13 protein-coding genes are annotated in these 12,367 nt (G+C 63.8%); 4 read left to right on the forward strand and 9 right to left on the reverse strand.

Annotated elements, in window-relative coordinates:
- The first annotated feature begins 67 nt into the window (after positions 1 to 67).
- Complete coding sequence (locus tag C7R54_RS13210) at positions 68 to 697, forward strand: DUF6088 family protein (RefSeq protein WP_129150880.1); 630 nt, start codon at positions 68 to 70, stop codon at positions 695 to 697.
- The gene (locus tag C7R54_RS13215) at positions 651 to 1,685 is read left to right on the forward strand and encodes a nucleotidyl transferase AbiEii/AbiGii toxin family protein (RefSeq protein WP_129150881.1); all 1,035 of its coding nucleotides are present in this window, start codon (positions 651 to 653) and stop codon (positions 1,683 to 1,685) included. The genes C7R54_RS13210 and C7R54_RS13215 overlap by 47 nt, the downstream gene beginning before the upstream one ends.
- Positions 1,686 to 1,709: 24 nt before the next feature.
- On the opposite strand, the gene ampD is transcribed toward C7R54_RS13215, so the two are convergent.
- The 3 genes from ampD to C7R54_RS13230 form a co-directional block, all read right to left on the reverse strand.
- Positions 1,710 to 2,288 carry a 1,6-anhydro-N-acetylmuramyl-L-alanine amidase AmpD gene (gene ampD / locus C7R54_RS13220; protein ID WP_129150882.1) on the reverse strand — a complete coding sequence of 193 codons (579 nt, stop codon included), beginning with the start codon at positions 2,286 to 2,288 and terminating at the stop codon, positions 1,710 to 1,712.
- 107 nt (positions 2,289 to 2,395) lie between these two features.
- Entirely contained in the window at positions 2,396 to 2,758 is a 363-nt protein-coding gene (locus C7R54_RS13225) for a PP0621 family protein (protein WP_129150883.1), read from the reverse strand.
- Position 2,759: 1 nt separating this feature from the next.
- Positions 2,760 to 3,602 (reverse strand): cytochrome C assembly family protein, encoded by an 843-nt coding sequence (locus tag C7R54_RS13230; protein WP_129150884.1) that lies wholly within the window; start codon positions 3,600 to 3,602, stop codon positions 2,760 to 2,762.
- A 107-nt stretch (positions 3,603 to 3,709) separates the two neighbouring features.
- Between C7R54_RS13230 and ffh the strand changes: the two genes are divergently transcribed.
- Positions 3,710 to 5,119, forward strand: a complete 1,410-nt coding sequence (ffh, locus tag C7R54_RS13235) for a signal recognition particle protein (RefSeq protein ID WP_129150885.1) — start codon at positions 3,710 to 3,712, stop codon at positions 5,117 to 5,119.
- Between the two features lie 345 nt (positions 5,120 to 5,464).
- Here the strand turns inward: ffh and thiS are convergent, their stop codons facing one another.
- From thiS to C7R54_RS13260, 5 genes are all read right to left on the reverse strand, one after another.
- Positions 5,465 to 5,665, reverse strand: coding sequence for a sulfur carrier protein ThiS (thiS, locus tag C7R54_RS13240; RefSeq protein ID WP_129151066.1), 201 nt, complete (start codon positions 5,663 to 5,665; stop codon positions 5,465 to 5,467).
- Between the two features lie 74 nt (positions 5,666 to 5,739).
- A complete protein-coding gene (gene pip, locus C7R54_RS13245) occupies positions 5,740 to 6,678 on the reverse strand; it encodes a prolyl aminopeptidase (protein WP_129150886.1) in 939 nt (312 codons plus the stop codon).
- Positions 6,679 to 7,458: a tRNA (guanosine(46)-N7)-methyltransferase TrmB gene (trmB, locus tag C7R54_RS13250; protein ID WP_129150887.1), complete on the reverse strand. Its 780-nt coding sequence runs from the start codon at positions 7,456 to 7,458 to the stop codon at positions 6,679 to 6,681. It lies immediately after the preceding gene.
- A 96-nt stretch (positions 7,459 to 7,554) separates the two neighbouring features.
- The gene (locus tag C7R54_RS13255; RefSeq protein ID WP_129150888.1) at positions 7,555 to 7,959 is read right to left on the reverse strand and encodes a RidA family protein; all 405 of its coding nucleotides are present in this window, start codon (positions 7,957 to 7,959) and stop codon (positions 7,555 to 7,557) included.
- 15 nt (positions 7,960 to 7,974) lie between these two features.
- Positions 7,975 to 9,201, reverse strand: coding sequence for a pyridoxal phosphate-dependent aminotransferase (locus tag C7R54_RS13260; RefSeq protein ID WP_129150889.1), 1,227 nt, complete (start codon positions 9,199 to 9,201; stop codon positions 7,975 to 7,977).
- A gap of 164 nt (positions 9,202 to 9,365) precedes the next feature.
- Between C7R54_RS13260 and C7R54_RS13265 the strand changes: the two genes are divergently transcribed.
- Positions 9,366 to 10,256, forward strand: a complete 891-nt coding sequence (locus C7R54_RS13265) for a LysR family transcriptional regulator (RefSeq protein WP_129150890.1) — start codon at positions 9,366 to 9,368, stop codon at positions 10,254 to 10,256.
- Positions 10,257 to 10,350: 94 nt separating this feature from the next.
- Here C7R54_RS13265 and C7R54_RS13270 read toward each other — a convergent pair whose 3' ends face one another.
- Positions 10,351 to 11,862, reverse strand: a complete 1,512-nt coding sequence (locus tag C7R54_RS13270; protein ID WP_129150891.1) for a hypothetical protein — start codon at positions 11,860 to 11,862, stop codon at positions 10,351 to 10,353.
- Positions 11,863 to 12,367: the final 505 nt, after the last annotated feature.

Raw genomic sequence — 12,367 nt, forward strand, 5'->3', positions numbered from 1 at the left:
GAGCGAGGCACATCGCGATTGAGTCTGTTAGAATTTAACATTAAAAATCTAACAGATTAGGTGGTCTATGAGTGCATCTCAAGCCATTCGAGAGCGTATTGCCGCCCATGCGCCCGGGGAGCCGTTTACGCCCGCGATGTTTGCAGGGTTGGGATCGCGCGCGGCCATCGATCAGACGTTGATGCGCCTCGCGAAGGCAGGAGCGATTGAACGTATTGGCCATGGCCTCTACGTCGTCCCCGCCGCTGGCCGATTCGGAGTCAAGGCGGCGCCCTCGGCGGAGAAGGTGGCGCAGGTAGTCGCTGATGCCAAAGGGGAGTCGCTTGAGATCCATGGCGCCGAAGCGGCGCGGCGCCTGGGATTGACGACGCAGATGCCGGCGCAGGCAGCCTTCTACACGACGGGGCCTTCACGAGAAATTCGCCTGGGCAAGATGACCTTGAAGTTGCAGCATGCAGCTTCGCGCAAGTTGGTCCTGGCCGGCCGGCCAGCGGGGCAGGCGTTATCAGCTCTATGGTATCTGGGGCGTGAACAGGTTACGGAAAATACTTTTAGAACGATTGCAGAAAAGCTGCCACGAAGCGAGTTTCAAGCTTTGCGCGCCGTCAAGGCTTCAATGCCGGCCTGGATGGTGCATGCCCTGAGCAGCTATGAGCGCACCCAAATCTCGCCCTCCCCAACGGACCCGTTACTTTGACCTACCCTTGCGTGAGCAGGCGGATTTGCTGCACGGGTTGGCTCCTGTGCTCGGGCGCCGTGCTGAAATCCTGGAGAAGGATATTTGGCTGTGTCAGGTCCTGGGTAGTCTGTTCTCGCTACCTTGTCGTAAGCCGATGGCTTTCAAGGGCGGGACATCGCTATCGAAGGTATATCGGGCGATCGAACGTTTCTCCGAAGATATAGACGTTACGATCGACTATCGTAGTCTGGTCTCCGATGCTCCGGACCTGGAAGGTCTGTCAGGTCATCAATGCAAGAAGCTGTCGGACTTGCTCAAGGCATCGTTGAGTCGCCACGTCAATCAAGAATTGGTTCCTGCATTGCAGATGTCTCTGGCACGGGCGATGCCTGTTTGCGAGCTCGGCGTAAAGGTCAGCGAGGACGCAGAGAAGCTCTGGCTTTATTACCCGAGCGCGGTGGAAAACAATGACGGGTACGTGCGTCCCAGCATCCTGATCGAGTTCGGAGGTCGAAACGCCGCATTGCCTCGCGACACGTTGACCATCGTGCCGGACGTCGCAGCCCATGTGCCTCGTCTGGTATTTCCCACGGCTCAGGTAGCAGTACTTTCCGCGCACCGTACCTTTTGGGAAAAAGTCACGTTGATACACGTCGAATGCCATCGCCCGGAGTTGAGGGCGGGGGTGGAGCGATTGTCACGCCACTGGTATGACCTGGCCAGATTGGCCAATCACGAAGTCGGACGCCAAGCAGTTGGCGACCTGAGGCTGCGGCGGGATGTCCTGAGCATCAAGACGACTTTTTTCCGCAGCGGTTTCAGTCACTATGAGAGATGCCTGGCCGGTGGCATGAGGCTTATTCCACCACCAGCGCTGCTGGGCGCATTGCGACGAGATTATCAATCGATGTTGGATGCGCGGATGTTTTACGGTGATACCCTGACCTTCGATCAGGTCATCGACCGTCTGGCCATGCTGGAACAGCGCATCAACCAGACGGAATAGGCCAAACGCCACATAGCAACAGCATCAGCCCGGCGGCAATGCCCGGCGCAGGAAGCCGCACGTCGCGCCGAATCGCGGCCAGTCGAAGGCGGGGCCGGGGTCGGTCTTGCGGCCCGGCGCGATGTGCTCATGGCCCCAGGCGTGGACCAGCGGGTAGCGTGCCTTCAGGGCGGACGCCAGCCGCGCCAGCGTCGCATACTGTTCGTCGGTGTAGGGCAGCACATCGGTGCCTTCCAGTTCGACGCCCAGCGAAAAATCGTTGCATCCCTCGCGGTCGCCCAGGCGCGATACGCCCGCGTGCCAGGCGCGCTTGTCGGCCGAGACGAACTGCTGGACGGCGCCATCGCGACGGACAAGGAAGTGCGCCGCCACGCGCAAGCCCCGCAGGTTCTCGAACCAGGGGTGGGCCTGGTAATCCAGGCGGTTGCAAAACAGGTCTTCGATATAAGGACCGCCAAACACACCCGGCGGCAGGCTGATGTTGTGGATGACGAGCAGGCTGACTTCCGTCCCTGGCGGACGCTCATTGAAATTCGGCGAGGGCGTCAGCGTGACGCCGCGCCCGGGTTTGAGCCAGCCGTATCGGTCCAATTGCAAAGACATGCGATCTCCCTTTGTTGCCGTTATCACTTGCGTGGCGGTTGAGCCGCGCGAGGAGCCGGGGAGTCCGCGGGCTTTCTGTTATTGCCGTCATCCCTTCGAGACAGGAATCAACGCTGTCGCGCCACGCCCAGACGGGCATGTTCCTGCCCGCAATATGTTTCCCCGGCGCTGAGCACCGCTTCCGACCGCGGCAGATGGATGCCGCAATGCGCGCAGCGCACCATCTGCTCGGCCTGTTGCACCGCCGCCGGCCGACCGGGCCGGCTGGCGCCGCCGTGGGTGCCCCCATTGGCGCCCCCATTGGCGCCCCCATTGGCGCCCCCATTGGCCCCCGGACCTCGGCCAGCCTGCTGCTGCCGGGCCTGTTCGCGCGCCTGTTGTTGCGCGCCGCGTGCGCCGGCCCGCGCGGCGATGCGCGCGACCGTCAGGATAACCAGTCCGATGACGAACCAGAAGATCAGCTTACCCACTTCAACCTCGATGCAAAATCACTTCCAGCACGAATCGGCTGCCGGTGTAGGCCAGAATAAGGAGGGCGAATCCGGCCAGCGTCCAGCGCAGTGCCACCCGTCCGCGCCACCCCTTCAGGTACCGGCCCAGCAGCAGTACGCCGAATGTCAACCAGGACAGTAGCGTGAAAACCGTCTTGTGATCGAAGGGGAGGGGCTTGCCGGTCAGCTCGTACGATGCGATGGCGCCCGTGCAGACCGTCAGCGTCAGGACGCTGAAGCCCACGGAAATCAGCCGGAACAACAGATATTCCTGCATCAGCAGCGGCGGTTGGACGTCCAGCACGCGACCGACGATGCCGGCCTGCCCGGCGGGACTGGGCGGGCGGTGCAGGTGTCGGTCCAGCAAGGCCATCAGGCCTGCGTGCAGCGCCGCTACCGTCATCAGGCCGTAGGCGGCCAGGGCGATGACCAGATGGGTGCGCAGCCAGGCGTTATTGGCGTGCGGGACGACCTGGCCCTGGGGAAACAGGGCGGCCAACGCGGTGGTCAGGGTGGCGGCGGGCAGCAGCAGCAATTGCAGGCCGTCGATCCGCACCAGCAGGCTCTCCAGCCAGAAGATCACCATGCCCAGCCAGACGGCGGCCGACAGCGCCAGGGCCCAGCCCACGAACAGGGCTTCGCCGCCCAGGATGCCCTGGTAGAGCCCGATGCCCTGCAGCAGCAGGGCGCCCAGCAGGCACAGGCGGTTGGCGCGGCCCGCCTTCTGTACGTCCTGGGTCTTGCCCAGCCGGCGCCATAGCGACCCCGCCAGCACCGCATAAGCGACGGCAGCGGCCGCGTGAAATACAATGCCTGTTGACATAGAACCCGTATCTTGGATGTGGCCCGGGCGCGACTGGCGCTCCACGGCGCGAAACCGCGCCTTCCTGGCCACGAGTTAGCCGACTAGTTTAAGCGGAAACGCATCTCATGCTCGATAACCTTACCCAGCGCCTGTCGCGCGTCGTCAAGACGTTGCGCGGCGAAGCCCGTCTGACCGAGGCCAATACACAGGAAATGCTGCGTGAAGTTCGCATGGCCCTGTTGGAAGCCGACGTGTCGCTGCCGGTGGTCCGGGACTTCGTGGCCCGCGTCAAGGAAAAGGCGCTGGGTGAGGAAGTCGCCACCAGCCTGAGCCCCGGCCAGGCCCTGGTCGGCCTGGTCCACAAGGAATTGACCGCCCTCATGGGGGGCGACCTGGGACCGGACGCAGGGGAACTGTCCCTGGCCACCCAGCCACCGGCCATCATCCTGATGGCGGGCCTGCAAGGCGCCGGCAAGACGACCACCACCGGCAAGCTGGCGCGCTGGCTGTCCGAAGGCAACCATGTACAGAACGGCCGCAAAACCGGCAAGAAGAAGGTGCTGGTGGTCAGCGCCGACGTCTACCGTCCGGCCGCTATCGACCAGCTGAAAACCGTCGCCGCCCAGGTCGGCGTGGACTTCCTGCCGTCCGACCCCAGCCAGAAGCCGGAAGATATCGCACGCAACGCCGTCGACCATGCCCGCCGCTTCCACTATGACGTCCTGATACTGGATACTGCCGGCCGCCTGGGCATCGACGAGGCCATGATGCGCGAAATCCGCGCGTTGTATGACCTGGTCAAGCCGATCGAGACCCTCTTCGTCGTCGACGCCATGCAGGGCCAGGACGCGGTCAATACCGCCAAGGCCTTCGCCGACGCCCTGCCCCTGACGGGCGTGGTGCTGACCAAGCTGGACGGCGACGCGCGCGGCGGCGCGGCCCTGTCGGTGCGCCATGTCACCGGCAAGCCGTTGAAGTTCGTCGGCGTTTCCGAAAAGCTGGACGGCCTGGAAGCCTTCTATCCCGATCGCATGGCGCAGCGCGTGCTGGGCATGGGCGATATCGTCTCCCTGGTCGAGCAGGCGCAGAAGAATATCGACATCGCCGAGGCGCAGAAGCTGGCGTCCAAGCTGAAGTCGGGTAACAAGTTCGATCTCAACGACTTCCGTGAACAACTGGGGCAGGTGAAGAAGCTGGGCGATATGGGGTCGCTGCTGGAAAAGCTGCCGGCCCAGTTTCAGCAAGCCGCCGGGCAGTTGCAGAACGGCCAGGCCGACAAGCAGTTGCGCCGCACGGAGGGCATACTCAACTCCATGACGCCGGCGGAGCGCGCCAAGCCGGAACTGATCAAGGCCTCGCGCAAGCGGCGCATCGCCACGGGCGCCGGGGTGCCTGTGCAGGAAGTCAATCGCCTGCTGTCCCAGTTCGAGCAGATGCAGGGGATGATGAAGCAGATGAAAAAGGGCGGTATGGCCAAGATGATGCGGGCCATGGGCGGCTTGAAGGGCCTGGGAAAGCTGGGCGGGATGCGCTAGGGGCGCCATGGCCCTGTCGGCAGACGGCGTCCTGCGGGACGCCGTTTTGCTTTTACGGCGGGCGCCGCGCAAAAAAGAAGGCCAGGCTTGGAGGCCTGGCCCATTCCACCAGCACGGAAGGGGAAAGATCCGTGCCGGCTTAGCCCATCGAAAACGCTGCGGAAGTCCGACGGGCGGTAAGAATGATTATCGGTAGTCTCGGCGAAAACCGGCGCAATGATGTGTAACGATGTGCGTAGCATTCATGCGCAATAAATTGCTCTACAGTCGAAATGGAAGGCAGGGTTTGTATGCTTTGCATTGCAATCCAATGGCGAAATTACGCCATTCCCGGGATATGGCGGGCTAACCGCCCCCTACCGCGACGACGATCTCCAATTTGTCATCTACGTTCAAAGATGTAATCCCGTGCTGACTTTTCGGAACAATTTCGCCATTTCGCTCCACCGCGATGCGCTTGCCGGCGTAACCCAGCAGTTCAATGAGTTGCGTAACGGTGGCGCCGTCGGGGATGTCGCGTGGGTGACCGTTGAGTTGGATATTCATGGTGCGGCGGAAGGTATTGGGTTGGTACGGGCGCAGGGGCGGCTGGCGCCCCGCGCGGCCGGCCGCTGCGTGGTTCAAGCGGCGTAGCGATTCAGCGATTGCACCAGCAAGGCCAGGATGCCGGGTTCGTCGAAGGCATGGCCGGCGTCGGGCACGATATGGAAATCCGCTCGTGGCCAGGCGCGGTGCAAATCCCAGGCCGTGCGGGCGGGTGTGCATACATCGTAGCGCCCTTGCACGATGACGCCGGGGATGCCGTCCAGCTTATGGGCGTCGCGGATCAACTGGCCTTCTTCCATGAAGCCGGCGTGGGTGAAGTAGTGGTTCTCGATCCGCGCGAAGGCCAACGCCGCCAGGTCGGCCGCGTGGCCCTGCTGGTGGCGGGGGCTCGGCATCATGGTGATGGTGCTGTCTTCCCACTTGCTCCAGGCCTTGGCGGCGCGCAGGCGCTGGGCCTCGTCCGGCCCGGTCAGGCGGCGGTGGTAGGCGGCGACCAGGTCGTCACGCTCCTCGGGAGGGATGACGGAAAGATAGTCTTCCCACAGGTCTGGAAACAGGTGGGACGCGCCTTCCTGGTAGAACCAGTCGATCTCGCTCTTGCGGATCGTGAAAATGCCGCGAAGTATCATCGCCGAGACGTGCGAGGCATGCGTTTGCCCATAGGCCAATGCCAGCGTCGAGCCCCAGGACCCGCCGAATACCAGCCATTGGTCGACCCCCATCACGTCCTCGCGCAGGCGTTCGATATCCTCGACCAGGTGCCAGGTGGTGTTGTTCTCCAGGCTGGCATGAGGGAGCGAACGGCCGCAGCCGCGTTGATCGAACAGCAATACGTTATAGCGGCTGGGGTCGAACAGTTGGCGGTGCACCGGCGAGCAGCCGCTGCCCGGGCCGCCGTGCAGGAAAACCGCCGGCTTGCCGCGCGGATTGCCGCATTTTTCCCAATAAACCTGGTGGCCGTCGCCGGTTTCCAGGTAGCCGTGGGCGTAGGGTTCGATCGCGGGGAAGAGCATTCAGGCGACTCGCTTGAAAATCAGGTCCCAGACGCCGTGCCCCAGGCGCAGGCCGCGCGTCTCGAATTTGGTTTGCGGACGGTAGTCCGGGCGGGGCGCATAGTCCTTCGCCGTATTGGCGAGCAAAGGCTCCGCGCTAAGCACTTCCAGCATTTGCTGGGCGTAGTTTTCCCAGTCCGTGGCGCAATGCAGGTAGCCGCCGGGCGCCAGGCGGCTGGCCAGCAGCTTGATGAACGGCGGCTGGACCAGGCGGCGCTTGTGGTGGCGCTTCTTGGGCCAGGGGTCGGGGAAATAGATATGGACGCCGGCCAGGGAGTCGGGAGCGATCATGTCGCGCACCACTTCGACGGCGTCGTGCTGGATGATGCGGATATTGGGCACCGCGGAGGCCTCGATGCGCTTGAGCAGGGACCCCACGCCAGCGTTGAAGACCTCCACCCCCAGGAAATTGTCGCCGGGGCGGGACAACGCGATTTTCTCCGTTGTTTCGCCCATGCCGAAGCCGATTTCCAGGATCGTGGGCGCGGCGCGGCCGGCGAAGGCGGCGGTAACGTCCAGCAGGCGCGGGGTATAGGCGATGGACCACTGTTCCAGCAGGCGCTCCAGGGCGTCGCGCTGGCCTTGGGTGATGTGGCCGCGGCGATGCACGAAGGAACGGATGTGGGACGGATGGGCCGGATCGGCCGTCGCTTCGCCATGCGCCTCGGGCGCCTGGCTGGAAGTCGTGTCGTCGGCGGGCGGCTGGTCCGCGGCGCCTGCAGAGGGAGGTTGCGTATTCATAGGCCGCCATTGTAGTAGGGCGCGGCCGGGACGCGGGACCGTGGAAGACGAGGTTACAGGCGGAGAGGGACGGCATCCCCCTCCGTCCCGGCCGGCTCATCCTTCGGCATGACGGGCAGGCGGCGGGGTATCGCCCGCGTCCAGGATGGCGTCCACCTCGATGTCGAAGCCCAGCAGGCCCGACTGCACCAACGTCCTGGCGGGCAGCGGGTCGCCCACGTATTCCCGGTAGATCGCGTCGAACGCCTTGGCATCCGACGGGTTTTTCAGGAATACATGTACCTTGACGGCCGACCGCAAGGAAAGGCCGGCGGCCCTTGCCGCCGCCTCCAGGTTGTCCAGCGCCATGCGCGCCTGGACGTCGAAGGGCGCGTCGCCGTGCCGTACGCCGGCCTCGTCGCGCGGCGTCTGGCCTGCGAGGAATACCAGTCCGCCTGCCCGCGCCCAAGGCCGGTATGTGCCGGCGGGCGGCGGAGGCGTCCTGTCCTGGGAATGTGCCATGGCGTTTGCCCTCCGTCAGTCCATGCGATGGCGTTCGACGATCTGTATCGTCCGCCGGATGGCGTCGACCGCGGCTTCGTGGTTCTGGGAGAAATTCAGGCGGATGCTGTCCGTCGCGTCCTTGCTGAACTCCGTCCCGGGCGTGACGGTGACGCCTGCCTGCAATCTCAGCGTGCGTACGAATTGCGCCAGGTCCAGCCGCATCTTGGGCAGGCGCGGGAAGATATAGCTGCCCGCCTCCGGCGTGCGCACTTCGATGCCGCGCGCATCCGTGAGCAGGCTCAGCAAATCGTCCCGAATGGCTTGGTGCTTGCGGATCCGGTCCGTCATCCACCCTTCGGGCTCCTCGAACCACGTTCGCAGCACGGCTTGGCAGTAGCCCGGCGCGCGCAGGGATACGATGGCCTGCAGCTTTTCCATCCGGTCGATAAGGTGCTCGGCGCCGAAGGCCACGCCCAGGCGAAAACCGCTTAACGATTCCGTCTTCGACGGCCCCATGATGGTTACTACCTGCCGGGGGTCGATGTGCGTGGCCCGCAGGTGGGTGTATTCGCGGCCGGGATACAGCAGTCTGGAATAGAGCTGGTCGACGATCACGGTCACGCCGTAGCGGTTCGCCAGGTCGGCGATCGCGTCGATCTCCTGTTTGGCGTAGATGACGCCGGCGGGATTGTTGGGATTCGAGAAGAGGAAGGTCTTCACGCCCTGCTTGAACGCGGTTTCCAGCTGGCCGAGGTCCAGGCCGGCCTTGTCGCGCGATCCCAGGTAATCCATCGGAATGGGGACGACCTGCGCGCCGATGAACTCGACCAGTTTGCGGTTGGCGAAATAATCGGGCGTCACGATCGCCACCTTGTCGCCGGGGACGATGGTGGCGCCGATCGCCAGGAAAAGCGCGCCCTGGGTGCCGGGCGTGACGATGAGCTGGTCGTCGGCGGATACGGCGGCGCCGGTGAACTCGGCCAGGTGCCCGGCGACGCGTTCGCGTATCTCGGCGTGGCCGCGATATTCGGTATAGGCCTGGGCGCCGCCCTGCTCGAAGCCGTGCACGAACGCATCGAGGGAACCCGGCGTGGGCGCGAAGGCCGATTCGTTGACATCGCCGTGGGAGAAGTCGACGGGTGTACCGGGGATAACCGCCCCAGCCGTGGAGGCCGCCGGGCCATCGACACGCTGGCGGACTTCCTGGCCAGGTGCGTTGTCGGTGCCGAGTTTCTTGAACTTTTCTTCGATGGTCGTCATGGTTCTCTCTCAGTCAATATAAGCACGCGAGCCGGTCCGTCATCGAACCGACCCTGTTCCCGCCAGGGCCCGCGACAAAAATACTAGCGCCAAAATGCATAACAAAAACCGCGATAATTGATGGTTTAGAACAAACAATTTACGGGGATTGGCCAGGAGGCGGCATGGACACGGAGTTTCTCGAAAGCCTGTTGCTGGTCGTCGACCACGGCTCGGTGGCCGAGGCTGCCCGCAGGCTGGGGATTTCTGCCACCGCGGTCGCGCAACGCATCGGCGTGCTGGAAGAGCAGGTGGGAACGCGGCTGGTGGCTCGCGTCGGTCGCACGGTCAAGCCCACCGTGGCGGGCACCGCTGTCGTCGAACGTGCCCGTGACATCGTCAGGGACGTGGAGGCCTTGAGGGCGGTGGCCAGCGCCGGGCGAGTCGAGGGCGAGTTCAAGCTGGGCGCGACGTCCTCGGCGATTACCGGACTGCTGCCGCCAGTCCTGAAGCAGCTGGCGCGCAGGCATCCGGGCCTGGAGCTGCACGTCACGCCAGGCGGGTCCGCCGCGCTCTACGAGAAATTGCTGGCGGACGAGATCGACGCCGCCCTGCTGGTGGAGCCTCCCTTTCCGCTGGGCAAGGCTTTTTCATGGGCCACGATCCGCATCGATTCCTACGTTTTCCTGGCCTCCGCCAAGCTGAAGGGTGTGCCGCCCCGGGAACTGGTCCGCGGCCAGCCCTTCATCCGCTATGACCGCAAGGTGTGGGGAGGGCGGTTGGCCGACATGTGGCTGCGATCGCATCGCTACCGGCCGACCGAGCGGTTCGAGCTGGATGCGCTCGATGCCATCGCGGTGCTGGTCGATCAGGGGCTGGGAGTTTCCTTGGTGCCCGATTGGCATGGGCCGTGGCCGGAAGGCGTCCGGTTGGAGAAAATTCCAGTCCCGGTCGACCCGATTTATCGGAAGACCGGGTTCCTGTGGCCGCGCAACAGCTTGCACTTGCGGCAGATAGAGACCTTGGTCGCCGAGGCGAGGAGGACGTTTCCGGTGTCGGCGGCCGGTGCGGCGTAGGATCATGGCGACGTCCATGCCCGTCCCATGCCGGCGCATGGCTTCCGGCGCTTCCGGCGCTTCCGTCGCTTCCGTCGTTACGCAGCGAGGGTGGTCATGGCCCGTAGAGGCATTGGCCGTCAAAGTCATCGCCGCGCCAGACGGGTTGCCTGACCTGGTAAGGCGACTTGCAGGAAATCGAGTGCAGCGTCTGGAAGCCGGCGACCTGCAATGACTGCTTTTCGCCGGGCTGCAGCTCATACATGCCCGCGTATTGCCGGCTGCATTCCGCGGTGAGGTTGCTGGCTGCCTTTGTTCCGTCATGCGCGCCCACCACACACCAGGACACGCGGATGGGGAAGGCGCATTGATTCACGATGGCCACTTCCGGGCCGGCATACATGTTCCTGGTGACGATGGCTTGCCCGACACAGCCTTGCACTGGCGCGGACGTTTTCGCGGCGCTTGCCATTGCGGCGGGTTGGGCGGCGGCATAAGCCCCCCGCTGGCTCGCATTATTCCTGGTCGCGGCGCCAGCCAGCACCTGCTGCGTGGCCTGCATGGACATGGCGTCCGCCGTTGCCTGGCTACTCGACGCGGTGGTGATTTGCCGTCCCAGGTTCTGCATCGAGGCGGCGGAGCTTCCACGGCCCGCGGTCCCCGCGACCTGCATGGCCGCGCCTATTGCGCCGAGGATGGGGTTGTATCCGTCGTCGCTGGCGGGAGCGGGAGGAGGGGCGTTAAGCCGGGCCAGTTTTTCCGACAAGAATTGGTCTTGCTTGGCTGCCATGGACTGGACCAGGGCAATCATCGGGGCAGGGAAACCGTTCTTGGCGAGCAGGGCGGCATAGGCCCTGTACCAATCGCGGTAGTTCCGTGAAAAAGCAATAAATTCGGGATCGCCCTCCCCGTAGCCGCCCTTGCACAGGCCGCCGTCATGACACCGGCCCTCGGTGGCGGCGTCGGCGCGTTTGGCCAGTTCGGTAGTCAGGGCGACACGGGCCTCGATGGCCTGCATGGTCCCCTCATCGAGCTTGACGCTGCTGTTTCGCAGGCCCGCGGCGATGGATGCGGAACGGGGCTGCCAGGACGAGCGCTCCAACCAAAGCTTGGCGGCGCGCTGCTGCATCGCCGCGTCCGAAGTTTCATTCGCCCATCCAAGCACGTGGGATACCCCGTATTCGTGCTCGAACATGACGGCGGGATTACGCTCGGCGAAAACCAGGAACGAATAGGCCATATCCGTCGCTTCGGCCTTGTATTTTTCCTTGGACACACGGCTGTTGAGCCTTGTGGCTGTCAATGTGTTGATCAAGGCGCCGACGCTATTGATGGGGTAGTCATCACGCGCCATGCAGGTGGACGATAACTGCTTGATTTTCCCCAGGGTGCTGCGCAGCGTCCCGGAATCCTCGTCCCGTGGCGGGTCCTCACTGGGCACCGCCCGCTCGACGGCATGTACGTAGGAATCGATGGCTTTATCGCAGCGCCCATTTTGCAGTTCCTCGTCGCCTTTGCTGACCCACGGCCCGGCCGAGCTGAAGTCGGCGCAGCCCGCTATCGTGGCGAGGAGCATGACGAAAAACGGAAGCAGTGCTCTGGGAATGGAAGGGGAGGGCATCTTCATACTTGCTACTGGAATGACGCTTGCAAAAGTGACGCGCTTGCGACGTGCGAGGGCGTTGCTTTCAAATTCAATGGGTGGATTTCGGATTGAATCAGGCTGACTATCGGGGCTGATTCAATCAGGCACGGACATGTCCGTCATCACCCAGTTGGGTGATGCAGCCGGAGGCTGCCGGCCCGCCCGGCGGGTGTTCGGCATGCGCGGGGGCGTCCTGGCGGCGCCGCCCGCGCGATGGGGCGGTCCCGCGGTCGCGCAGACGGGGCTCGACAAGGTATAACTCCGCTTCCTGTCGGCGGAGGTAGTGCGCCGATACGGCATCCATGCGGGGTAGGAAATTACCCGCCCAGTTCTGCGCCCAGTCCTGAAAAATTCATTCTCGTCATGGTAGGCTGAGCTGTCGAAATTCCCAAAGGGCGGTTTCTTATGGCGATGCGTGGTAGATTTTCCGTGTTTGAGGAAATCGAACAAAGCTAGCCTAGCTTTGTATCCCCTTGGTGGCCTGCTT

It is taken from the genome of Achromobacter aloeverae (genome assembly GCF_004121055.1).
GTDB classification, from domain to species: domain Bacteria; phylum Pseudomonadota; class Gammaproteobacteria; order Burkholderiales; family Burkholderiaceae_B; genus Bordetella_C; species Bordetella_C aloeverae.